The organism is Planctomycetota bacterium, assembly GCA_018242585.1.
GTDB lineage: Bacteria > Planctomycetota > Planctomycetia > Pirellulales > PNKZ01 > JAFEBQ01.
On sequence record JAFEBQ010000046.1, the window covers coordinates 21414 to 45589 of the forward strand.

Genomic DNA, 24176 nt, shown 5'->3' on the forward strand with positions numbered 1-24176 from the left:
GCGGTGCGTGCTTTTGTGTGTCGGCGCAGTTAGCATGGGCGTCATTCCCACCAAAGCAGCAGGATCCGCCCCATGACCGCCTCGCACGAACCGCGCTCTCCCAAGCTTCACACCCGCCGCGATGTCATTCGCGCCGGGGCTACTTGCACTGCCGGCGCGCTGCTGAGCGCGCTGTTGCCGAAAGCGAACTTGCCGATGACTCAAACCGCCCGCGCCGCTGACGCGCCGAAGTTCCCTGGCGCGATTGACGCTCACGTTCACGTCTGGACGCCCGACACCGAGCGCTACCCGCTGGCCGAGGGTTTCAAGAAAGAGAACATGAAGCCGGCTAGCTTTACGCCCGAGGAGCTGCTGGCCCTGGCTCGCCCGGCGGGCGTGGAGAGGATCGTGCTGATCCAGATGAGCTTCTACCGCTTTGACAATTCGTACATGCTCGACACCATGCGGCGGTTCCCCGGCGTTTTCTCCGGCGTTGGTATCGTCGATTCGACCGTCCCCCACCCTGACGTGGCGATGGGCAAGCTGGCCGAGCAAGGCGTGCGCGGCTTTCGCATCACGCCGCGCCAGCAGTCCGGCGACGACGGGCTCGAATCGGCCGGCTTGCAGGTGATGTGGGGCTACGCGGCCAAACAGGGACTCGCAATTTGCCCGCTGGTGGGGCCGCACAATCTGCCGAGCATCGACCGCATGTGTGATAAGTTTCCTGAGACAACGGTGGTCATCGACCATTGCGCCCGGATCGGCACGAGCGGCACGATCGAAGCCAAGGACGTCGACTTCTTGTGCGGCATGGCGCGGCACAAGAAGCTGCACGTGAAGGTCTCGGCCTTTTACGCGCTGAGCCCCAAGGGGCCACCCTATGATGACTTGGCGCCGATGATTCGCCGGCTCTGCGAGGCGTTCACCCCCAGTCGGTTGATGTGGGCCAGCGATTGCCCCTTCCAGGTCAAGCCAGGGCACACCTACGGCGAATCGATTGCCCTGATCCGCGACCGGCTCGACTTCCTGAGCGCCAGCGAGCGCGACGCCATCTTGTGCAACACCGCCGAGCGCGTGTTCTTTGCCCCTTGAAGCGACAGCTTCAACACCTCGCCCTTTCAGGGAGAGGTCGCGAGCGCAGCGAAGCGGGTGAGGGTAAACGCGTTGCAGGCCGATGGATGTTGCGCAATATCGCGCAACTCTGAGCGCTAAGCCATTTGGTACTCGGCGTCTTTACCCTCCCTCAGCCCCTCCCTAAAAGGGAGGGGTGTTGATCGGTCTCGCCACTGTGCGTCTCGATTGATCGATGCGCCGTTACTTGACAATCGCAGCGCTAAGCAATGCGAACAGCCGATCAACTTCGGCGGCGGTTTCCTTGTCGAGTGACCACGAATACGGCGCTCGGCGGCGCTCGTTGACAAAGATGCCCCGCTTAACGAGCAGGTACTTCTCGATGGCCAGAAACCCGTCCAGGCCGGCTTGCAACTGCAAGGCGACCAGCGCGCTCAAGGGCAACGCCACCCGGTACGCGGTCGCGTCGTCGCCGCGGACCAATGCTTGCCACAAGGCGACAATGCCATCCAACAACTCGACCCCCGGCATGGTGCCGGCGATGCCACGACGGAAGCTGTCGACCAGGTACATTCCGCCCGAGCCTTCGAAGATCCTCGCTCGGCCTCCGGTCGCGTCGCGCAGGGCCGACAAGTTCGGCCCGATCGGCGCGGCCTCGGGCTTGAATTGAATCTTCTGGTCTCCATAGCGCTCTAATAGCCGCAGGTAGACCGCCATTGGGATCGCCTGGCCGACGTACCCCGACGCGTCTTGTACGATCACCGGAATGTCGACCGCGTCGGCAATGGCCCGGTAGTAGTCAACGAGCGCCGCTTCGCCCAGGCGCGCCGACAGCGGCGGCGCGGCCATCACCGCGTCGCACCCGGCCTGGGCCGCCGCGCGGGTCAACTGCACGGCCAGCTCGATGCTCTCGGCCCCCACGCTGGTAAAGACGGCGCCGCGGCCGCGGCTTCCCTGGACGGCGGCTTCGGTCAGGGCCACGCGCTCGGCCGGCGTCAAACGCAGCACCTCCGACACCATCGCGATGCCAAAACCCTGCGCGCCGCAGGCATAGATGAAGTCGATCTCGCGCGCGAAGGTTGCGAAGTCGAGCTGATCGTTATCGAGGAATGGCGTGTGAATGATCGGCAACACACCAGTCAGAGGCTTGCTCATCGCGTTTGACTTTCCTGCTATTTGTCGTCGGTTACGAAACGTCCTTGCCAGACTTCGGTCGAGCGAACGCCCGGCTGCGATTCGCCCCCGGGGACGATGATCGTATCGCCGTCGATCACGGCCGGCGTGGTGACCAGCGAGAACGGCACCTCGTCGCCGCGCGACCAGCGATCGGTCTTCACGTCGTACACCAGCACGTCGCGGGGAAAGCCCTGATGCTGATCGTGCGGCACGGTCAACTGTCGGCCGTCGTCGCCACCCAGGATCAGCAGCTTACCATCCCCGGTCGTCACCGCCGGCGAAGGGGCCGCCACGCACGGACGGGGCAGATCGGCCAAGCGCCGCCAGCCGTCGGTGGGTGAATAGCAATAGGCGTCGGTCAGCCAGCGGCGCACCGGCTTGCCGTCGGGGCCGGCGTCCAAGGCCGCGCCGCCGAACAGGTAGAACTTGCCGTCGTGGGAGCCGGCCACAGCCAGCATTCGCTTGGGCCCCGGCCAAGGCTGCCAGGCGCGCCACCCAGGATCGAGGTTGTCGAGGTCAAGCGACCAGAACGTGTGCATTGCCTTGGTTGCCGTGGGAGTTTCAGTGTCTCCGGCGACATAGATTCGGCGGCGGCTCACCAACGCTCCGCAGGCGTTGGCGCAAGGTGTCGGCAACTCGGGCAGCTTTCTAATCCTGGCTCGAAACGACTCGCCATGGTGCTCGTACCTGAACCTCCATACATGCCGTACATGTTGGTAGCTGTTGCTTCCCCCGATGCCGATCAGAGCATTGTTCGCGGTAATACTCACGCCATATCCAATCTCACCGGGAAGTTGATGGTGAGGGTCAACCCACTGAGAGCCGTCCTGCATCGGAAGCACAAAAACTTTGTCGTACCAGCGTTTCTCGCCCCCTTCCCAAGGCTTCTTGTCGGGGAAGTTCGCGCCCCCCGCGACGATCAGGTGGTCATTGCTGATGCCGGCGAACGAGCCGGCAAAGCCCTGCCGATCGGGTATTGAAGGCAGCCGCTGCCATTGGAGCCGGGGTTCATCGGCTTGGACGCCGAGCGCCATCCCAGCACTCAACAAAACTGCGGCGAAACAAGCGAGGTGAGGAAACACCGGCGGCTCCCGAAGGATCATTCCCCCCGATAGAGTCTCGAAGGCGGGCCTTTGTCATAGCATCCAAAATTGCCCGTCGCAAATTGACCTGGCCGGTTGCGACAAGCAGAATACGCGCTCTGCTCGGCGCGTCATCATTGATGCGTCCCATGATTCGCGCGTTGCTGTCCCCTGTGGTTGCCAGGAGCTGCCCGCCATGCTGCGATCCGGTTGTTGCTTTGCGCTCGCCCTGGTGGCGTGGACCGTCGCGGCCGAACGAGCCAGCGCCGGCACGTCGCAACCGCCGCTGAACGTCGTCGCCTTTCTGATCGACGACCAGGGCTTCACCGACCTGGGCTGCATGGGGAGCAAGGTCTACGAGACGCCCGGCGTCGATCGACTGGCCGCGCAAGGCATGCGCTTCACCCACGCCTACTCGGCCTGCACGGTTTGCTCGCCGTCGCGGGCAGCTTTACTCACGGGTCGCTACCCGGCGCGGCTGCACGTCACCGATTGGATTGCCGGCCACGTGCGACCGTGGGCCAAGCTGAAGATCCCTGACTGGACCAAGTATCTGCCGCTCGAAGAGGTGACGCTGGCCGAGTATCTGCGCGACGCCGGCTATGCGACCGGCATGATCGGCAAATGGCACCTGGGGGGCGAAGGGTACGAGCCGTCGCGGCAGGGCTTTGACGTGGCGATTGCCGGCGATCATCGCGGCCAGCCGCCCAGCTATTTCTCGCCCTACAACATTCCGACGCTGGCCGATGGTCCGGCCGGCGAGTACCTGACCGATCGGCTGGGCGACGAGGCGTGCAAGTTCATCGAGTCGAATCGTCAGGGTCCGTTCTTCCTGTACTTGCCCAACTACGCGGTTCACACGCCCATTCAGCCGCCGCCGGACTTGAAGAAGAAGTACGATGACAAGCTAGGCTATGCAACCGACGCCGCCAACAAGAAGGCCGGCAAGCAACCCACCGCCGGCCAGCAGAACAATCCGGGCTACGCGGCCATGGTCGACAACATGAGCGTCAATGTCGAGCGCGTGCTCAAAAAGCTCGACGAAACAGGCGTCGCCGACCGGACGATTGTGATCTTTACCAGCGACAACGGCGGGCTGATTAACGTCACCGGCAATCAGCCGGCGCGCGTCGGCAAAGGCTCGGCCTATGAAGGAGGCGTGCGGGTGCCGCTGATCGTGCGCTGGCCGGGGGTGATCAAGCCCGGCTCGACGTGCGATGTGCCAGTGATGACGATCGACTTGTTGCCCACGGTGATGAGCGCGCTGGGACTGAAGGCAAGTAAAGCGCCGGTCGACGGTCGCGACATCACGCCCTTGCTCAAGCAGGAGACCAAGGAGCTCGCGCGGCCGTTGTATTGGCACTACCCACACTATCACCCCGGCGGCGCGACGCCGTACGGGGCGATTCGCGTGGGGGATTATCGACTGGTCGAGTTCTATGAAGACCACCACGTCGAACTCTACAATTTGAAGAACGACGTCGGCGAGACGCGCGACTTGGCCAAGATTGAACCAAAGCGGGCGGCCCAACTGCGCCAGCAATTGGCCGATTGGCGCCGCGAAGTCGGGGCCCAGATGCCAACGCCGAACCCCGATTACGACCCGGCACGTGAGACTCAACCCGAGCGTCCCGCGCGGCCGCCGCAGCGCACGGCGGCTCGATAGAGCGCCGTTCTGGCATTCCGGGTGGCACGCCCAAGCGAAGCGCAGGGCGTGGGGAGGCGCGTACAGGTGACGGCGTTTTTTTCGTGCTTCACCACGCCCTGCGCTGCGCTGGGGACGTGCCACCCACGATATGGCGGCGCGGATGACTGCGTCGCCGTTACTTCTGCACGGCCGGCGGGGCTGGTTCGCTCAGAATCGTCTCGGGAGGCAGGCCCGTGGTCTGGGTCACGACGGCCGCGGCCTGGGCCAGCTCGTTCAGGCTGTCGAGGTGGGCGCGCTGGAAGTTGATCAGGCTGGTCCGGGCCGCGACCACGCGCAGGATATCAACCTCGCCCGCTTTGAACTGTTCTTCCAGCCGGCGCAACTCGCCGGGCAGCGACTCTTGCAGCGCCACGAGCGACTGCGCCCCTAGGCGATGCGCCCGCTGGTAACGATCGACAGCGGCGGCGGCTTCAACTTGCGCTCTCGCTTCAAGCTGTTGCCAGGCGACCGAGCGCTGGGCCACTTCCGCTTCGCGCTGGCGCACGAGTGGCATGCCGGTATTGACGACGGGAATGTCCGACTGGGCGCGAAAGCCCCAGTACGTTGTGCCACTTTCGGTTCGCTGGTAATAAGGACCGATTTGCAAGTCGGGTCGCAACGAGCCGCGGGCCACGTTGGCGTTGGCCCGCGCCACCGACGCGTCGGCGCGGGCCGCCATCACGTCGGGCCGGCGCGTGGCAAAGTCGACGATCAGCAGTTCGGCATTGGCGATCGTCGTCGGTTGCGGGCTGGCGCACAACGCCCGGGCCACGCGCTCGCTGTCGAGCGCCTCCCATCGCCAGGCGCGCAAGTCGCCGTCGAGCGCCAGCGGCGCTTGCGGCGGCAGGTTCAACTGCCGGCGCAGGTCCAGCAGCGCCGTCTGGTAATTGGCCACGGCCAGCTCGGCTTGTTGCCGCGTGCCGTGGGCATCGAGCCGGACGATCGCCACGTCGGCGCCGGATGCCTGCCCGAGCTGCTTTTGCTTTTCGAGGGTGTCGAGCAGCTCGCGGTTCAAATCGGCCGTGGCTTGCATGAGCTCGGCGAGCGCACGCTGGTACAACGCGATGAAATAGAGTCGCTGCGTCTGAGCCACGTTGTTCAACTCGGCCTGCAGAATGTTCCAGCGCACGCTTTGCAGCGCGGCCATGCCCGCCTCTTCGCGGAAGCGCTGCTGGTGGCCCAACTGCAACTGCTGCATCAGCAGCACATAGTGATAGACCGTGCCAGCGCCGCCGGTGGTGGCCTGTTGCAGCGGCGTGGCCTGAACCTGGACGAAGGGATTGAACGGGTAGGTCTGGGCCACGCCGAGCGCGCCGCGACTCACCCCTTCGTTGCGGCGGAGCGTGGTCAGGTCTGGGTTCTGGGCTAGGGAGGTCTCGATGGCCTGAAACAGATTTAACCGTGGCGTCGGATCCGGCACCCGTTCAGGCGCGGGGACGACCACTGGCCCACTCGGCGGAAGCGCAAGCGGCGTCGGCGCGGCGGGCATGGGGATCGTCGCCGGCGTGATGAACGTCAAACTTGGTTCGCTGGTGTGGCTGGCCAACTGAATGTTGGTCGCGGTGGGGAGAGGCGCAACGGGCGTTGAATCCCCCGGCAACACAACCATCGGCGGCGTCAGCTCGGCCACGTTCGGCGCAGCGCCGCGGCAACCGCCGAGCGTCAGTAGCCCCACCGAGATCCATCCTCGCCACGACATGCCCGACGTCCTTGTCAGCAACGCGCTACCGCAACCGCGATGGGATGCTAATTCTCTGCGCGCAGCTCCTGCGCCACGGCATCCTTGCCGGCAGAAACGCTACAGAGCGCAAAGTCTCCTGATCTGTTCTTCGTCGCGGGAAGCGTGGCGACTGCACCGGTGCGACGCTGACAGCACGTGAAATTAACCCTTGATGCGCCAGCAGTGCTGGCATTAGGCCGCCGGGGACTCGGCGCGACGCTCGCCGCCAAAGGCCAAATAGATCGGCGGCATCAGGAACAGGTTCAACAGCGTCGAGGTCGCCAGTCCGCCCAAGATGACGGCCGCCATCGGGTACTCGATTTCCTGACCTGGTTTGTTCCCCCCGATGACCAGCGGCACCAAGGCCAACCCCGTCGCCAGCGCGGTCATCAAAATGGGTGTCAGGCGCTCCTGGGCACCGCGCAGGACCAACTCGACGCCGAACGACACCCCTTCGACTTGTTCCAGGTGGCGATAGTGGCTGACCAGCATGATGCCGTTGCGGGCCGCGATCCCCAGCACGGTGACGAAGCCGACTAGCGATCCGAGCGAGAGGGTTCCCCCTTGCCAGATCGCGCCGACCACGCCGCCGGCCAAGGCGAACGGAATCGTCAGGAAGACCAGCAGCGTCAAGCGCCACGAGCTGAAATCGACGTGCAGCATGAGCAAGATGCCAATCAGCGACACCACCGTCAGCGACAACAGCCGGCGCTGCGACTCGGCCCGGGCCGCGTACTCGCCCAGGAACTCGGGATGGTACTCATGCGGGAACGAGAGCTTTTTGACACGCTCTTCGATCTCGCGGGCCACGGCCCCCAGGTCGCGCCCCTGGACGTTGCACGTCACGTCCAGTCGGCGCGAAGCCGACTCGCGCTTGATCTCGTTCGGCGCGGGCGTGATTTGCAACTCGGCCACGTCCGACAACGGCACTTGCCCGCCCAGGGGCAGGTCGATGGGCAATCGCGCCAGCGCCGCCAGATCGGTTCGCAACTCGGGCACGCCGATCACCACGACGTCCAGGCTCTTTTGATTCTCGTACAGTTCGCCCACCTTGGTCCCTTTAATCAGGGTGGCGACCGAGCGGCGAATGTGGCCGTGAGTCAAGCCAAACTTCGCCGTCGCGTCGGGGCGGAGCTTGAGCTGAATCTGCGGCACCAAGACTTGCGCTTCGAGCTTCAGGTTGATCACCCCTGGCACGTCGGCAATGACGGCCTTGATTTCCTCACCCTTGGTGCGCAACACCGTCAGGTCGGGACCGAAGGTGCGGACGACGATCGTGGCCCCCGCGCCGGTGAGGACTTCCTTGATCCGCTCCTTCAGGTAGGTGAGCAAGTCCCGGTACAAGCCCGGGTAGCCGTCGACGATTTCCTGGACCTTGGCCACGGTCGTGGGCAAATCGACGTCGGGGTCGACGCTGATCCACAGCTCCGTGAAGTTCGGCCCCACGACTTCGTCGGCCACTTCGGCCCGCCCGATGTGCGAGCCGAAATGGTTCACGCCCGGCACGGCGCGCAGCTCGCGGCTGGCGCGCATGGTAATTCGCTGCATCGAGTCGAGCGACGCGCCGGGCTTTTCGACCCAGTGCATCAGAAAGTCGGTTTCCTGGAAGTTAGGCAGGAACTCTTCCCCCAGCCGCGACAAGGCCACGCCCGTGGCGATGAACGTCACGACAATCAGCCCGATTGCCAACTTGGGACGCGAGACGAGCGGCGGCAGCAGACCGCCGTAGATTCGTTTGAGCAAGCGCGCGATCGGCGCGTCGCGATGTTCCAGCGGCGCGCCGGGCAGCAACAGCAGCGACAGGGCCGGCGTCACCGTCAGCGCCACGCCCAACGAAGCGGCAATGGCCAGGATGTAGGCGATGCCCAGCGGGCGAAAGAACGCCCCGGCCACGCCGTCGAGAAACAACACCGGAATAAACACCAGCGTCACGATCAGGCTGGCATAGACGACGGCGCTGCGGACTTCGAGCGAGGCGTCGAGCACCACCTGGTACGCCGGCAGCGGCTGCGGCAGCTCGCGATTCAACCGCAGCCGGCGGAGAATGTTCTCGACGTCGATGATGGCGTCGTCGACCACTTCCCCCAACGCAATCGCCAGGCCCGCGAGGACCATCGTGTTCAGCGTGCCGCCGCGAAAGTGCAGGATCAAGGCCGCCGCCATCAACGACAAGGGAATCGCCGTCAGGCTGATCAGGGCCGTGCGCCAATCGTACAAGAACACCACCAGGATCGCCACGACCAGCACACAGCCGATCGCCATGGCGTGCGACAGGTTCACGAGCGAGCGCTCGATGAACGTGGCGGGGCGAAAGATGTAGGGATCGAGCGTGATGTCGCCCAGCCCCGGCTTCAGGGCCTCGATCGCCTGTTCGACCTGATGGGTGACGTCGAGCGTGTTGCCCCAGGGCTGCTTCTCGACGATCAACAGCAAGCCGGGGCGATCGTTGATCACGGCGTCGCCGATCGGCGTGGGGAAGCCCTCGACCGTCTCGGTGACGTCGCCCAGTCGCAACGGCGAGCCGGTGCGATAGTCGACCACCGTGTCACGCAAGTCCTCGGCGCGGTAGATGCCGGTCTGTTGGCGAATGGCGATCCGCTGGTTGGGCGTGTCGACGAACCCGCCGCCGATCAACTGGGTGGCGTCGGCCGCGGCCCGTTGCACCGCGTCGAGCGTCACGCCGTGCGCCCGCAACCGGTCGGGATCGACGCGAATCTGGAACTGCCGATCACGCTGGCCCCAGATGGCCACATTGGCCACGCCGGCAATCGACATCAGCCGCGGACGAATCGTCCAGCGGGCCAGCGTGGTCAGCTCGACTTGCGACATGGTGTCGGACGTGACGCCGATTTTCATCACGCGGCTCGTGGACGACAACGGCGACAAGATCACCGGGGGCCGGGCCACGGCGGGAAGCTTGCCGGCCTCGATCGCCAGGCGTTCTTGCACCAATTGCCGCGCGCGGATCAGGTCGGTGCCGTCCTGAAAGATCAGCACCACCGACGAAAGCCCGAGCACCGACTTCGAGCGAATCGTCTTGACCCACGGCGTGGCCGTCAGGGCGTTCTCGAGCGGCATGCTGATCAGCGTTTCGACTTCCTCGGTCGACAGGCCCGGCGCTTCGGTTTGAATCTCGACCAGCGGCGGCGCGAACTCGGGAAACACGTCGAGCGGCGTGGTCTTCAGCACCGGAATGCCAAACACGATCAACGCCAACGACGCCGCCAGGACGACGTAGCGAAGCCGGAGCGAAGTGGAGACCAGCCAGTTCATGCGCCCCTACTTGGCAAAGCCGAATTCGGCGCCATACATCTCGACCACGCCGGCGGTAACGATCTTGGCGCCGACGGCGGGCCCGCGCTCGAGAATAGCGGTGTCGCCCTGCACCTGGCGCACCTCGACGCGGCGGCGCACGAAGGTGTGGGGCGCGGTCTGTTCATAGACCCACGTGCCGCCATAAATGTCGTAGATCACCGCCGACCAGGGAACGGTCAGTTGCTCGTCCTGGCCGCGCAAGCGGAGCCGAGCCGTCACACGTTCACCCGGCTTGAAGCGGCCGTCGGCGTTCGGCAGGTCGAAGTACAAGTCAACCGCGGCGGCCAGCGGTACGGCCGTCGGTGGCGCGGCAATCGGCGCCGCGCTGAGCGGCTTGTCAACGAGCCGATCGGCCAGACCGGAGATTTGCGCAGGTTGATTCGGGGCCAGCGCATCGACCTCGCCGGCGTAGACCGAGACGCGGACCCAGACGCGACTAGTATCGAGCACCTCGAACAAGGGCGCGCCGGGGGCGACCGCTTCGCCCGGCGCGACGTGCTCGACGCGGACAATGCCGTCGCGCGGCGCGGTGATGGTCAGCGGCGCGAGCTTGCCGGGGGCTTCGTCCAAGTTGATGCTGTCGGCCTGCGACTTACGCGCGCGGGCGGCGTCGAGAGCTTTCTGGGCGATGTTTAGTTGCGCCTGGGCGTCGTCGACAGCCCGTGCCGTGCCGACATCTTGCTTGAGCAGCTTCTGGGCCCGCTCGAGCGCGATCTGCGCCGCTTCGACCTGGGCGGTCGATTGGGCCACCTGACCGGCGGCGTCGATCTGGCTTTGGCGCACGATGTTGCGCGCTTCGGCAAAGCGAACCCTCTCGGCCGGTGTCAGCACTTCACGCTCGGGCGACAACAGGGGCAACAGGGTCAGCACCGGCTGTCCTGCTTTGAGTCGGCTGCCGACCTTGGGGAAGGAACTGCCCGCGGCTTGCAACGTGCCACCCAAGGGGGCCGAGACAATTAGCGAGGCCCCTGTCGGCAGCGCGATCTCGCCACCATAGGGGCGGAGCATTTGAACCGGCCGCCGCGCGATCGGGGCCAGGGTGATCCCCAGCCGGCCTTCGGCCTCGGGGGTGAGCTTGATGGTGTTCAACTCGCTCTCTTGAGCGACCTGGGCAATCTTCGCTGGCGGTTCAGCTTTGGCCTTGGCTTCGGGCGCAGGTTTGCAGCCAGATGCCACCCCGAGAAGCAGCGCAAGCGAAAAGTAGATCGTGCGTGTCCAGGGCATGGGCGACAAAGCTTACGAGGGTGCGTGTGCCAAGAAGAATGCGAACGTGGCTTCCATTTTGATTACCGACCCCGGTGAATCGCAACTCAAATTGACGAGGGTTTAATGCTGGGGACGCGAAAAAAACATCTTGTCGACGTGCCATGAAGCCAACAAAAAGCCCCCGGTCAATGACCGGGGGCTCAAGAGAACTTGTCGAAATCCAATTCAACCAACCGAGTACGCCGCTTATGCGTACTCTTGCTTGGTGGTGATGCCGGGCATCGGAATCGGGTAGAGACCCTTTTCGTTAGCCTTTACGGGCGCGTCGCCGGTCATTGTCAGCTTGTCGATGTTCGGCGCGAATTCGTGCTCCGAGTTCAGAATCTGGTCGAGCTTGATCTCCTGGCCGGTGTGACAGGCCATGCGACCCATCGAAGTGACCAGGCTGGCCATCGCGCCGCGCTGGGCTTCGTTATAGGGCGTGTCGCTGCGGACGGCGGCCACCAACTCGTCCCATTCCTTCTGGTACGGATTGTAGCTCTCCTTGCCGAAGCTCCAGGCGACTTCGTCCTTGTCCTTGATCTGTCCCTTGTAGATGGCCGCCTTGCTGGGCCAGTGGGACGAAGCGCTAATGACGGCCATTCCCTTGGTGCCGTGGGCGTAGCTGGCAAACTCGTTGCGACAGCCGGCAATCCAGCGCCCTTCCATGAACATCTTGGCGCCGTCGTCGAACGTGTATTCGACCGAGTAGTGGTCGAAGTTCTGGTCGATGTTGTCGCCGCGGTAATGACGGCCACCGTTGCCAATGGCCGAGACCGGCCAGGCGTCCTTCATCCAACAGCATTCGTCGATGTTGTGGACCATGAAGTCGCTGTACGCGCCGCCGCTGGCCCACAAGAAGCTGTGGAAGTTCTTGATCTGGTAGAGCAGTTCGCTCATGTCACCCTTGTTGGGGCCCGTCTCGCACGAGCCGACGGGGCCGTGCATCCGGTAACAGCGCAACGTCAACAGGTCGCCGATCTCGCCGGCGCGGATGCGCTTGAACAGTTCCTGACGCGCTTCACAGTGCCGGCACATCAGCCCGACGCCGACCTTCAGATTCTTGGCCTTCGACTGCTCGGCCAGGGCCAGCATCTTGCGCGTGCCGGGACCATCAACCGTCGTCGGCTTTTCCATGAACACGTTCAGGTTCTTCTTGATCGCATAGTCGAACATCACCCAGCGGAAGCCCGGCGGGGTGGCGAAGATGGCAATGTCGCCAGGACGCAGACAATCCATCGCCTTTTGATAGCCGTCAAAGCCGATGAACTTGCGGTCGTCGGGAACGTCGAGCTGGGCGTCGTGCTTCTTCTTCAGGTTTTCATGGCTGGCGTTGAGCTTGCTCGCGAACACGTCGGCCATGGCGATTAGCTTGATCGGCCCGCTCGACGTGGTCGACAAGGCGTTCGACGCGGCGCCGGTGCCGCGGCCACCACAGCCGATGAGCGCGACGTTGATCGTGTTGTCCTCGGCGGCGTGGACCTTGGGAATGGCCACGCCCATCAGCGCCGTGGCGGCGGCCGCAGTGCTGGTGGCTTTGACAAAGTCGCGACGATTGGTCCCCTGAGCGTCCGCTGGCTGCATATCACTTACTCCTGAAATCGATAGGTATCAAAGTGCGCGACAAAACGCGGGAATCGAACCAGCGCAGCCCAACGCCTGGGCCGGGCTACGCACTGAAAACAACCGGAAGGCCACCACTGCGCGAATCGGGCAATCGATCTGGCGAGACCGAATGCGCCGCCAAGGCGCCACGAGTTGCGACCGAACCGACAGAACAAACGAGGCGGGGGCGGGCGGTCCCGCGGGGCGGGAACCACCTACCTGACATGACTCCCTCAGTATGTCGAGCCGTCCGGAGCGGAGCAAGCATTTCTAACGGTTTTGCGGGGGTTTTGCCGGGCCAGAAGGGGAGATTTCACCCCATGTGGCGCCAGTCGTCCCCCTCTCCGCTTTAGCCCCCCGTCAATGATCGGGAGCCAAGCCGGCGCCCTTTCAGGGCTTTCGGCGCGGTGCCCCGCCGCGCGCCCGGGCGTGAGCTACGTTAAAACTAGGCATCAAATACAGTCGGACCAGTTGGTCCGGCCGACTGGCTCGTTACGACCGTCATCACCCCAGCGCTGGAGCAGGACATGATCGACCGGCTGATCACCAAGCGGACGCGTCTCCATGAGTTTCTGCAACAGTCATGCACGCTCGGCGCTTTGCCGCGGTTGCTGGTCTGCGACGTGATGACGCCGCTGCCCTGCTGCGTGAGCCAGGACACCACGGTGCTCGAAGTCGTGAAGATGTTCCACGACAAACAATTCCGGCATTTGCTGGTGGTCGAAGGCCGCCGGCTGGTCGGCGTGCTCAGCGATCGAGACGTGCTGCGGTGCTTCAACCCGCACGAAGCCGCCGAGGAATCGTACCTGAGCCAGATCAAGGTCGGCGACGTGATGAGCCGGGACGTGCTCACCATCTCGGGCCAGCGACCCATCAGCGAAGCGGTCGACATCCTGGTCGACAACGGCGTGAACTGCCTGCCGGTGGTCGACGACGAGGTGTTGGTCGGGATCATTACCTCGACCGATTTCTATGCCGTGCTCCAGGCGCTGATCGACTCGATCACCTCGCGTCCGCTGGCCACGATCGGCGGCTAGCAACGCCTCGCGGGTATCGACGCGCCGCTTCCCCGCAAGGGGCAAAGGGTTAATGGCGCGCCACGCGAGACTGACACGCCACCCTGATCCGTCGGCGAGCGCCACCACCTTCTCCCCGGGAGCGAAGGGGTGATGTCGTCTCGCGCGCGACTGAGGCGATTTAACCTCAGGCATGGTTCTTTTCCAATCGCTAACCGCCCATGGCTAATCGCTGCTTTAGACCAATAGCGCCTTCACCACGTGCCCATGCACGTCGGTCAGGCGGAAGTTGCGGCCCTGAAAGCGGTAGGTCAGCCGCTCGTGATCGATGCCCAGCAGGTGCATGACCGTGGCCTGGAAGTCGTGGACGTGGACTTTGTTCTCGACGGCGTTGAAGCCAAACTCGTCCGACGCGCCGTAGCTGAGCCCCGCCTTCACGCCGGCGCCGGCCATCCAGAGGCAGAACGTGTAAGGGTGGTGATCGCGCCCCCACTGCTTTGTGTCTTCGACCTTGCCTTGCAGGAACGGCGTGCGACCGAACTCGCCACCCCAGATGACCAGCGTATCGTCCAGCAGGCCGCGCTGCTTCAAGTCCTTGACCAGCGCGGCGCTGGGCGCGTCGGTGTCGGTGCATTGAATCTTGAGCTGCGTGTTCAGATTGCGGTGCTGGTCCCAACCGGCGTGCATCAACTGGACAAAATTGACGCCCCGCTCGACCAGCCGCCGCGCCATCAGACAGTTGTAGGCGAACGAGCCTTGCTGCTGGACGTCGGGCCCATACATGTCGAGCACGTGCTGCGGCTCGGTCGAAAAGTCAGTTAACTCCGGCACGCTCGATTGCATGCGGAAGGCCATCTCATACTGGGCGATGCGCGTGGCGATTTCCGGGTCGCCATAATCGCGGAGGTGCAACTGGTTCATTCGCGCCAGGTCGTCGAGCACGCCGCGCCGCACGTCGCTGCTGACCCCGTCGGGGTTTGACAGAAACAGCACTGGCTCGCCGCTGCCGCGGAACTTCACGCCCTGATACTTGGACGGCAGGAAGCCCGAGCCCCAATAGAAGTCGTAGAAGATTTGCCCGCAGCTCGCTTCCTTGTCGCGCGAGGTCATGACGACGAACGCCGGTAGCTCGGCCGTTTCGCAGCCCAAGCCGTACGTCATCCACGAGCCCATGCTCGGCCGGCCCGCCATCTCGGCCCCGGTCAGCAGAAAGGTGATCGCCGGCGCGTGGTTCACCGCTTCGGTGTGCATTGATTTGACGAAGCACAGTTCGTCGGCGATCGCGGCCGTGTGAGGCAAGAAGTCCGAGACCCAGGCCCCCGATTGGCCGTGCTGGGCGAACTTGCTGATTTCGGGAAGCGCTGGCTTGGCCTGTTGATCGCCGGTCATGGTGCTGAACCGCTTGCCGCCAAGGATTTCCTCGGGGAACTGCTTGCCAGCCCATTCGCGCAGCTTGGGCTTGTAATCGAACAAGTCGACGTGCGACGGCGCGCCGTTCTGGAACAGATAGATCACGCGCTTGGCCCGTGGCGCAAAGTGGGGCAAGCCCGGCAACCCGGCCACGGCGCGCCGCTTGTCATCGGCGGCGCCGGCGGGCGTGCCGCGCGTGGCGACGGCTTCGGCCCCCTGGGCAAACTGTCCCCTCAACAACGACGCCAGCGCGGCCGTGCCAATGCCCACGGCCGAGCGGCCAAAGAAATGCCGCCGTGTCAGGTGGTGCGTTGCGTCGTGAAAGGGGTTCATGGTCGTCTACTCGGTTCAGTTAGCCACGGAGGCACGGTGACACGGAGTTAAGCACGGAGAACTCAAAAGCACCAATGACCAAGGGGATAAACGGGAACCAACGCGATTCCTTTTGGTCATTGGGGTTTGATCATCGGTCATTCACAACTCTCATTTCCTCACTCTTCTCCGTGTAAACCTCCGTGCCTCAGTGTCTCCGTGGCGGAATCTGTCACTCGCGCGTCACCGCCTCGTCCAGGTTCATCACCAGCGAGCACAACTCGGCCCAGGCGGCGTGCTCGGCCAGATCGAGCTTCTCGTTCCGCTTTGAATCGCCGACGCTTAGTAGCGCCTTGGCCGCGTCGCGATCCCGGTCGTAGTGCTGCTGTAAAATCGCCAGTCGCTTGAGCAGGATATCCTGCTCGGCTGCCGTGGGACGCCGCGCGACCACGCGCCGAAACAGCCGCTCCAAGCGTTCGCTGTTATCGGCGCTGCCGGCTTCGAGCACGCGCTCGGCCAGCGCTCGGGATGCCTCGACGTAAACCGTCTCGTTCAACGTCACCAGCGCGTGCAACGGCGTGTTGGTCCGCACTTGCTTCACGCTGCACACCTGTCGAGCTGAGTTGTCGAACAACATCGTCGGCCCGACGATCCGCCGCCAGAACGTGTAGAGCGTGCGGCGATACAGTTTCTCGCCCGTGTCCGGCGTGTAGGTCGTCTTGCCGAAGGTGGCTTCCTCCCAAATACCTGGCGGTTGGTACGGCTTGACCGGCGGTCCACCGCGACGATCGACCAGCAGGCCGCTCTGGGCCAACGCCTGGTCCCGCAGCATCCACGACGGCAAGCGATAGCGCGCGCCGCGGGCCATCAGCCGGTTCTCGGGATCGACTTCGACGAGCGCCGGCGAAACACGCGACGATTGCCGGTACGTCGCGCTGGTGACGATCTGCCGGTGCAGCCGCTTCACATCCCAGCCGTTGTGCATGAACTCGGTGGCCAGCCAGTCGAGCAAGGCCTGCTGCTTGGGCCGTTCCCCTTGCACGCCAAAGTCGTCAGCCGTTTTTACCAGACCGATGCCAAACAGCGCCTGCCAGAACCGGTTCACCGTCACGCGGGCCGTCAAAGGATTCTCTTTGGCGACCAGCCACTGGGCCAGCGCCAAGCGGTTCTTCGGCGCGTCGGCCGGCAACGGCGGCAGACTGGCCGGCACGCCGGCGGTCACTTTGTCGGCGGGCTTGTTGTACGCCCCCTTGACCAGGATGAACGACTCGCGCGGCTCCTTCACAGTGTCCATCACCATCACGCGCGGCAATGTTCGGTCGAGTGCTCGTTGCTGGTCGCCGGCCTTCAACAACTTGCGAATGGCCGCCACATAGTCCGGGTTCGTCTGCTCGAACTCTTCAATCGCTTCGGTCCAGTGCGCATTGCCGCGCGAGCCGACCGGCTTGTCCAAATCGGTGCGGAACAACTCGCGCATCTTGGCGCCGCGCTCCGAGTGGCTGGCCGGTTCCCCTTCGGGGCGCACGTAAATCGCCGGCTCCAGCGCCGCCACTTCGGCGGCGCGCTCGCGGACGACTTTGCGCAGCTCGGCCAGGCGCTCGGTCTGCTCCTTGCTGGTCATGTCGAGGGCCGGCGTAGCCTGACCGCTGCGGCCGCGACCATCTTCAGAAGTCTGGTTGAAGTAATCGTAGAACTGGTAGTACTCGCGCTGGGTGAACGGATCATATTTGTGGTCGTGACAGCGCGTACAGCCGATCGTCACCCCCAGCCAGATCGTCCCCGTGGTTTCGACCCGGTCAAAGACATTCTCGACGCGCGATTCCTCGGGAATGCGGCCCCCTTCGCCGTTGTGCATGTGATTGCGATTGAAGCCGGTGGCCAGGGTTTGTTCCTTGGTCGCGTTCGGCAACAAGTCACCGGCCAGTTGCTCGACGGTGAACTGGTCGTAAGGCATGTTCTTGTTGATGGCGTCGATGACCCAATCACGCCAGGGCCACATCGTCCGCTCGGGGTCACCCTGGTAGCCGTTGGTGTCGGCATAGCGGGCCGCGTCGAGCCAGTCCCAGCACCAGCGCTCGCCATAGCGCGGCGACGCGAGCAGCCGATCGACCGCGCGCTCGTAAGCGTCGGGCGCATTGTCGGCCAGGAAGGCGTCAAGCTCCTCGACCGTCGGCGGCAGGCCGGTCAGGTCGAGCGTCACGCGCCGCAACAATGTCTCGCGCGACGCTTCGGGCGAAGGTTTGAGTTTGTTGGCTTCAAGAGTGGCCAGGACGAAGCGATCGATCTCGTTGCGCGGCCAGGCCGCTTGTTTCACGGCCGGCGGCTCGGGGCGATACGGGCCTTCGAAGGCCCAGTGCTTGCCCCAGGCCGCGCCGCCGTCGAGCCAGCGGCCGATTAACTCGATCTGCACTGGTGTGAGCTTGCGGTTCGACTTGGCCGGCGGCATTTGCTCGTCGGCGTCGTGCGAGGCGATCCGCCGCCACAACTCGCTCGTGCCGCGCTGGCCCGGGACGATGGCTGGTTCGCCGCTGTCGCCGGCGGCGCGCGAGCCGGCCTCGGTATCGAGTCGCAAGCTTGCCTGGCGCGCGGCCGGGTCGGGGCCGTGACAGTGGAAGCAGTTCTCGCTTAAGAGCGGCAGCACGTCGCGGCTGAAGTTCACCGCCGGCGGCGCGTCACTGGCGGCGGACTGGGCTGGTTCGCTCGGCTCGGGCGCGGTCGGCTCGGCCGCGCGCAGATCGGCAGCCAGCCAGGTGAGCAGCGCAACCAGGAACCAGCGCAACGGCAGCATGGGCGAAACCGGGCGGGGTGGATGATGGGGGCAGGCAGGCGTTCAGGAAGGTGGATTCATTATAGCGTGGCCGGCGGAGGGTGCCACGAAGTTGCTGCCAGCGGGAAGTGGATGGTGGGGGAGTGGGGGAGTAGAGGGGTAAGACCTTATATCAAAGGCAATCCTGTTTGACGCTTGCGCACTCCCCCACCCCGTCACTCCCCCACGCCCCCACCTTGAACTGCGTCGCGACGTTCAATTACTGGGCCATCGGTATCACGCCATCCTCAGCGCGACCTTGTCACCGACCCGTCGGTCGGCAGATCTTCCACGCTGACGGCCGTTTGCAGGCTGGTGATCGCTTGCTGAATCTGCCGGGCCAGCGCGTAGCCGAGCGCGGCTGCAAGCAGACCGACCAGCCCCAGGCCGACAAACACGCCGCGCGATTCGGTGTGGACCAGCGGCACGACGATCACCGCGATCGGCACGACGGCCAGCGACAGCCGCGCATAGACCGAGTTGCGCCAGCTCAATCGGGCCAGCGCCAGCCACATCGTTTCGTCATCTCGCTCGTTTTCGAGCAGCGTCGGCGTGACGACCACAATCAGATACCAAGTGACCAGAAAGAACGACCAGGTCGCGGCCAGCATCCCGCACACCAGTTGCGAGGCGATGAAGTGAATGAAGTGGCTGCTGTCGATGCCGATTTCGCTGCCCAGCGCCATCCGGAACCAGGTGGGGAACACCACGCCCGACACCGACCACTCGACAACGGTCAGCACCGCCACGTAGTCCCCCAGTAGGAGCGAGCGGAGTCGCCAGCGCAACAGCGGCCCGCCTTTCAAATCGCGTCGATTCGCGCGACGCCGGGCCGCCTCGATCACCGGCAGGCACAAGGCAATCACCAACCCGACGCCGAATGCGTAGGCGAGCGAGTTGATGATCAACAGTTGCTTCTGGAACACCGCCACGGCCGCGTCGTGGGGCAGGTGGCGAAGAATCTCGCGGTAGTTGTAGCTGATGTTCAAAGCGCTGGCCGCCACGTTGGGCAACAGCCCGGCCAAGATCAACACCGGCCAAGGGTGCCGCCGCATCCAGGCCAGCCCCCCCTGGCCCGAGGGACGCAACAGGCTGCGCACGTCAGCCTTCAGGCACAAATCGAGCTCGCGCTGCAACTGGGCCGCGCTTGCCATCCGCCGCGGCGGGCTCGACTCCAAGCAAGCACGCAACACGTCGACCATGCCGGCCGGACAATTGGCGGGCAGTCTGGCCAGCGCGGCCTCGGTCAGCCCTTGCCAACGCCGCGAGGACATCTCGCGCAGCGCGCGCGATGTCAGCTCGCCATTGATCTCGTCGATGAACGGCCGCTCGCCGTTCAGCAACTCCCACAGCAAAATGCCCAGCGAAAACAGGTCGCTCCGCGCGTCGAGCGACGCCGCCGTGGCGCTGTGACCGAGAAACACTTCCAACTGCTCGGGGGACATATAGGCCAGGCTGCCGCCAAAGAACGCGCCGGCCGTCGCCCCCGGCACCAGCTCGCAACTGCTGATGTTGAAGTCGGCCAGCTTGGGGCTGCCGTCGGCGGCCAGCAGCACGTTGGCCGGCTTCAAGTCGCGGTGCAGCACGCCTTGCCCGTGGGCGTGATCGAGCGCCGCGGCCAAGCGCGCGCCGAGCCAGCAGACCGCCTCGGGCCAGCTCAATCGGGCCAGGTAGCGCCGCGTCCGCGAATCGGTCGGCGGCGACTCGCCCCGGGCTTTCAACTGCTCGTCGATCGTTTCGAGCAACAACGCGCCGCAGCGCAACTCGACGGGCGTTTTGCGAACCCACTCGACCACATCGCGCAACGTGCCGCCGCCGATGTACTGCATGTACATCAGGCGGAGTTGCGGCGGGAGTTGGCGCTGATCGAACACGCGAACGATGTTTGGGTGGTCCAGTTGCGCGAGCGTGTGCGATTCAAAGCCGCTGTCGGCCGTGATCTTCAGGGCCACCATCCGGCCGAGCGATTGCTGCCGGGCCTGGAAGACACTGCCGAACGCGCCGCGACCCAACTGCGCGATTAACAGAAAATCGTCGATCACGTCGCCGGGCTTGTGTTCAACCGCGCGCGAGACGATCGACAGCGACGTCGTGTGCTCGGTGTTCATGTTGGACAGCAGGGCGCGAATCTCGTCTTGCTGGGCCGGGAAGCGGGCGAAATACTCCTCGGGCTCGACCCGATCACCGTGCAACGCGCGCAATCGAAACTCTTCGTAGATCAAGTCCCCCGGCATCCGCCCGTCGTCGAGCAGTTCCGGAAACCGCGCGGCATACCCTTCGAGCGCCAATCGCCGATTGGTGTGCCGCCAGCGACGGTCGAGATCGACCTTCACGAGTTCCAGCAGCGCCATGCGCCGGAACAGCGCCGTGTCATCGGGCAGAAACTCGGCGAGGTCCGGCGGCTCGACGGGCGGTGCGTCGAGGCGCGCTTGCCAGGCCGCGGCGAACCGATCGATGCACGCCGTCAGGTGCGCGACGAGGACCGTCGGATCGGCATGCACGTTTCCGGTAGTCATAGCGCGGCACGTCGCGGACGAGAAACACGTCGCAAAAGAAAAGCGAACCGGCCGTCCATTCTAGTGATCAACGGCGGCCAAGCACGTGCCCAGGGGGCACGCCCAGTAATCCCTGGTCAGTTGCTTTTCAATTCTGCCCCAAATGCCAAGGCGTGTACATGCAACGGCAAGGAATGCGGTAAAATGCTGCGCGGTTCTGAACGAAATGTACAGCGTTTGTTCCAGGAGAACACAAAAGTGGACAAAGGGGCACATTTTCACAAATGCGATTTTCAGGTTCATAGCCCGCGAGATCGACAATGGAATGGCACTCGTCCTTCCGACGAAGCAGGGCGGCAGTCTTACGCCGAGTCATTCATCCAAGAATGCCGAAAAAAAGGGTTGGACGCTGTAGCGATCACCGATCATCACGACCTAGTGTTTTTTTCGTACATAAAGCGGGCTGCGGCAAATGAATTGGATGACCAAGGCAACCCAATTCCGGAAGAAAAGCAAATCGTCGTGTTTCCCGGAATGGAGCTAACACTGGGCATACCCTGTCAAGCTCTTGTAATTCTTGACGCCACTTTTCCGACGGACATGCTCTCGACTCTCTACACCGTGTTGGCGGTGCAACTGCCTGATCCTGGCGCAGACCAGACTATCGACACCAAACAGCTATCGGACATAAGGAGCTTCTCGCAGCTTTGCGAGATGCTCGACCGGCACGATCATTTGAAAGGGCACTACATCATTCTGCCCAATGTGACGGAAAGCAGTGGCTCATCGCTCGTCAGGAAAGGATTTCATGCAGAGTACAAGAACATGCCGTGTCTAGGCGGCTACGTCGATGGCCCTGTCTCCGGCTGGGGCGCTGGCATAAAGAGCATTATCGAAGGTAGGAATCGAGAATACGGATTCAAGAGTATTGGGGTAATTCAAACCTCTGATAATCGGCACGAAGACTTCCGGCTCCTTGGGCAACATGTGTCATGGATAAAGTGGGCCACGCCAACCGCGGAAGCACTTCGACAGGCGTGCCTCGCCCACCAAACTCGCATCTTCAATGTTGAACCTCAGATTCCAGCGCAGGTAATTCAATACCTCGATATATCAAACAGCAAATTCCTCGGGCACATACGAGTCGAGTTCAACTCCCAATTCAATTGCCTAATTGGCGGAAGAGGGACCGGAAAGTCGACCATTTTAGAGTATTTGCGTTGGGCGCTCTGTGATCAGCCGCCCTCAACTGCAAGCGACGAGGATTTGCCTAACTTCCAAGCGAAGCGCGCGAGTCTGATTGAGAATACGCTAATCCCATTCGAGGCAGTCGTCACTGTCGGTTTCACTGTCAACAGCGCTAGTCATGTTGTGCGAAGAAATGCACGTACGAAAGAACTGCTGCTAAAGATTGGTGGGGGTACCTTTCAGCCTTGTACTGAGGACGATGTCCGGAATCTTCTTTCGGTTCAGGCCTACAGCCAAAAGCAATTGAGCGCAGTTGGTGTTCGCAACGAAGAGCTTATGCGATTTGTGCTAGCCCCGATCAAACAGCAATATGCAGAGCTTGCCAGCCGTGTTGATGACTTAAAGAGTCGCATTCGTACGAGCTACGGCCAACTCCAGCGAAAGCGGACGATTCAACGTGAGATCAGGAGGGATGAGCTGGCTTTAGAATCACTGCAAACTCAATTGGGAGTTTTGCGAGAGTCTTTGAAGGGGCTGTCCTCGGAAGACCAGGCAATTCTCGCTGAAAACGTGAAGTTCCAAAACGAGGAACAGTCGTTCGCTACTTGGGATCGAGAGCTTGAGCAAGCGCGCGAAGTCGTGCGAGATGCCGGCGGAGCTTTGGCGAGGTTGCCGTCTCGAGTCGCCGAGGACGCCAAGTTGACGAGCACAAGCTTGATGAGTGACGCAAGTCAACATATTGAGGCATTGTTTCGAGTGACTAAAGAGCGATTGCGCGAAATCGCCGTCAACCTCGAAGATGCGGCAAGTCAAGGCGCGTTGCACTCGTTTCTGGAGTGTCAGCGTGAATGGGATGCAAAGCACAAGGCTCACCTGAAGCTTTTTGAGGCAGTGAAGGAAAAGGCGGCCTCAAACCAAGCCACGCTAAAGCAGATTGAAAAAGCTGAATCGGAATCAAGACAACTAAATTTATCGCTAGCCGCGAGCCGTCAACGCCTCGCCTCGCAAGGCAAGCCGGAGGATGAATACGCTCGCGCTAAGGCAGAGTGGGGCCAGATCTATCACGAACGAGCCGATCTGATCGAGACAAAATGTGGGGAGCTTACGTCGCTTTCGAACGGGTATATCAAGGCTACCCTTTTGCGAGGAGCGGGTATTGATGCGGCTAAGGAGCGAATCGGAGCGATAATTGCTGGAACTAAGATTCGGACGAAGAAGATCGATGAATTATGCGCTCATATTGCCGATGCGAAGGATTCTGTCGCTGAGTGGTCTCAAATCCTGGACGAAATGGAGGCGCTGGCTGCGATCGAAGCAAAGGATGGCGAGATGATAGCGTTGCCGGGATCGCCACTTCTCAATTGCCTGGGATTTACTGCGACGGAGCTTCAGCGAATTGCAGTAAAGCTCAGTGTAGATGAATGGCTGACCTTATCGCTTGTTGAGCTCAGTGACATTCCGAGGTTCGAGTACAGGCTTGGGGAGGCTGACTACATCGCGTTTGAAGATGCGTCCGCGGGGCAACAGGCAACGGCGTTGCTGCGCGTACTATTGAACCAGGAAGGCCCTCCGCTGATCATCGACCAGCCTGAAGAAGATTTGGACAACCCAGTCGTCCTTGAAATTGTTAGCGATCTGTGGAGGGCGAAGCAGAAACGGCAGCTAATCTTTAGCAGCCACAATGCAAACATTGTCGTTAATGGTGATGCTGACCTCGTCATCTGCTGTGGATATCGATCGGCAGGCGATCAAACGAAAGGAACAGTGAAATGCGAAGGCGCAATCGATGTTGAAGAGATTAACAAAGAAATAACCGCTGTTATGGAGGGCGGTAAGGAGGCCTTCAGGCTACGAAAGGAGAAGTACGGGTTTTAATGCAGCGGATGGCACCAGCCTTCAATTTGTCTGTGATTTACTGGTTTTTCCTTGTCTCTAACCTAAAACACGGGCGACGGGATCGCAGGTAAATCGTTGGCAGATTCCTTTGGGCTGGTTACCATAGATGTCTGGCTGCGGTCGACCCACGACCAACCTGCAGCGTTCGCCGTGCCCGTTCCCCGCCGACTGTC

General features: G+C 62.9%; 14 protein-coding genes. 5 read left to right on the forward strand and 9 right to left on the reverse strand.

Features of this window, described 5'->3' with window-relative positions:
- Positions 1-195 precede the first annotated feature (195 nt).
- Positions 196-1071 carry an amidohydrolase family protein gene (locus JSS27_20250; protein MBS0211284.1) on the forward strand — a complete coding sequence of 292 codons (876 nt, stop codon included), beginning with the start codon at positions 196-198 and terminating at the stop codon, positions 1069-1071.
- A 222-nt stretch (positions 1072-1293) separates the two neighbouring features.
- Here the strand turns inward: JSS27_20250 and JSS27_20255 are convergent, their stop codons facing one another.
- Both JSS27_20255 and JSS27_20260 read right to left on the reverse strand, forming a co-directional pair.
- Entirely contained in the window at positions 1294-2205 is a 912-nt protein-coding gene (locus JSS27_20255; protein MBS0211285.1) for a dihydrodipicolinate synthase family protein, read from the reverse strand.
- Positions 2206-2222: 17 nt separating this feature from the next.
- Positions 2223-2825 (reverse strand): hypothetical protein, encoded by a 603-nt coding sequence (locus JSS27_20260; GenBank protein ID MBS0211286.1) that lies wholly within the window; start codon positions 2823-2825, stop codon positions 2223-2225.
- Positions 2826-2936: 111 nt separating this feature from the next.
- On the opposite strand from JSS27_20260, the gene JSS27_20265 reads away from it, so the two are divergent.
- Positions 2937-3206 carry a hypothetical protein gene (locus JSS27_20265; GenBank protein ID MBS0211287.1) on the forward strand — a complete coding sequence of 90 codons (270 nt, stop codon included), beginning with the start codon at positions 2937-2939 and terminating at the stop codon, positions 3204-3206.
- A 298-nt stretch (positions 3207-3504) separates the two neighbouring features.
- Complete coding sequence (locus JSS27_20270; GenBank protein ID MBS0211288.1) at positions 3505-4974, forward strand: sulfatase; 1470 nt, start codon at positions 3505-3507, stop codon at positions 4972-4974.
- A 157-nt stretch (positions 4975-5131) separates the two neighbouring features.
- Here JSS27_20270 and JSS27_20275 read toward each other — a convergent pair whose 3' ends face one another.
- From JSS27_20275 to JSS27_20290, 4 genes are all read right to left on the reverse strand, one after another.
- Positions 5132-6694 (reverse strand): TolC family protein, encoded by a 1563-nt coding sequence (locus JSS27_20275; GenBank protein ID MBS0211289.1) that lies wholly within the window; start codon positions 6692-6694, stop codon positions 5132-5134.
- A gap of 213 nt (positions 6695-6907) precedes the next feature.
- Positions 6908-9988, reverse strand: a complete 3081-nt coding sequence (locus JSS27_20280; protein MBS0211290.1) for an efflux RND transporter permease subunit — start codon at positions 9986-9988, stop codon at positions 6908-6910.
- Between the two features lie 6 nt (positions 9989-9994).
- Entirely contained in the window at positions 9995-11254 is a 1260-nt protein-coding gene (locus tag JSS27_20285; GenBank protein MBS0211291.1) for an efflux RND transporter periplasmic adaptor subunit, read from the reverse strand.
- Between the two features lie 228 nt (positions 11255-11482).
- Entirely contained in the window at positions 11483-12859 is a 1377-nt protein-coding gene (locus JSS27_20290) for a Gfo/Idh/MocA family oxidoreductase (protein MBS0211292.1), read from the reverse strand.
- Positions 12860-13407: 548 nt separating this feature from the next.
- Here JSS27_20290 and JSS27_20295 point away from each other — a divergent pair.
- Positions 13408-13917: a CBS domain-containing protein gene (locus tag JSS27_20295; protein ID MBS0211293.1), complete on the forward strand. Its 510-nt coding sequence runs from the start codon at positions 13408-13410 to the stop codon at positions 13915-13917.
- 216 nt (positions 13918-14133) lie between these two features.
- On the opposite strand, the gene JSS27_20300 is transcribed toward JSS27_20295, so the two are convergent.
- The 3 genes from JSS27_20300 to JSS27_20310 form a co-directional block, all read right to left on the reverse strand.
- Positions 14134-15639 carry a DUF1501 domain-containing protein gene (locus JSS27_20300; protein ID MBS0211294.1) on the reverse strand — a complete coding sequence of 502 codons (1506 nt, stop codon included), beginning with the start codon at positions 15637-15639 and terminating at the stop codon, positions 14134-14136.
- 211 nt (positions 15640-15850) lie between these two features.
- Positions 15851-18406 carry a DUF1549 domain-containing protein gene (locus tag JSS27_20305; GenBank protein MBS0211295.1) on the reverse strand — a complete coding sequence of 852 codons (2556 nt, stop codon included), beginning with the start codon at positions 18404-18406 and terminating at the stop codon, positions 15851-15853.
- 266 nt (positions 18407-18672) lie between these two features.
- A complete protein-coding gene (locus JSS27_20310; GenBank protein ID MBS0211296.1) occupies positions 18673-20940 on the reverse strand; it encodes a serine/threonine protein kinase in 2268 nt (755 codons plus the stop codon).
- A gap of 183 nt (positions 20941-21123) precedes the next feature.
- Here JSS27_20310 and JSS27_20315 point away from each other — a divergent pair, with 183 nt between their 5' ends.
- Complete coding sequence (locus JSS27_20315; GenBank protein MBS0211297.1) at positions 21124-23982, forward strand: AAA family ATPase; 2859 nt, start codon at positions 21124-21126, stop codon at positions 23980-23982.
- Positions 23983-24176 lie beyond the last annotated feature (194 nt).

Coding starts and splice junctions, on each gene's coding strand:
- JSS27_20265 (MBS0211287.1), top strand. CDS start 2,937: ATGTTGGTAGCTGTTGCTTCCCCCGATGCCGATCAGAGCATTGTTCGC.
- JSS27_20310 (MBS0211296.1), bottom strand. CDS start 20,940: ATGACTACCGGAAACGTGCATGCCGATCCGACGGTCCTCGTCGCGCAC.
- JSS27_20280 (MBS0211290.1), bottom strand. CDS start 9,988: ATGAACTGGCTGGTCTCCACTTCGCTCCGGCTTCGCTACGTCGTCCTG.
- JSS27_20305 (MBS0211295.1), bottom strand. CDS start 18,406: ATGCTGCCGTTGCGCTGGTTCCTGGTTGCGCTGCTCACCTGGCTGGCT.
- JSS27_20315 (MBS0211297.1), top strand. CDS start 21,124: ATGCTGCGCGGTTCTGAACGAAATGTACAGCGTTTGTTCCAGGAGAAC.
- JSS27_20295 (MBS0211293.1), top strand. CDS start 13,408: ATGATCGACCGGCTGATCACCAAGCGGACGCGTCTCCATGAGTTTCTG.
- JSS27_20300 (MBS0211294.1), bottom strand. CDS start 15,639: ATGAACCCCTTTCACGACGCAACGCACCACCTGACACGGCGGCATTTC.
- JSS27_20285 (MBS0211291.1), bottom strand. CDS start 11,254: ATGCCCTGGACACGCACGATCTACTTTTCGCTTGCGCTGCTTCTCGGG.
- JSS27_20275 (MBS0211289.1), bottom strand. CDS start 6,694: ATGTCGTGGCGAGGATGGATCTCGGTGGGGCTACTGACGCTCGGCGGT.
- JSS27_20270 (MBS0211288.1), top strand. CDS start 3,505: ATGCTGCGATCCGGTTGTTGCTTTGCGCTCGCCCTGGTGGCGTGGACC.
- JSS27_20250 (MBS0211284.1), top strand. CDS start 196: ATGACTCAAACCGCCCGCGCCGCTGACGCGCCGAAGTTCCCTGGCGCG.
- JSS27_20290 (MBS0211292.1), bottom strand. CDS start 12,859: ATGCAGCCAGCGGACGCTCAGGGGACCAATCGTCGCGACTTTGTCAAA.
- JSS27_20255 (MBS0211285.1), bottom strand. CDS start 2,205: ATGAGCAAGCCTCTGACTGGTGTGTTGCCGATCATTCACACGCCATTC.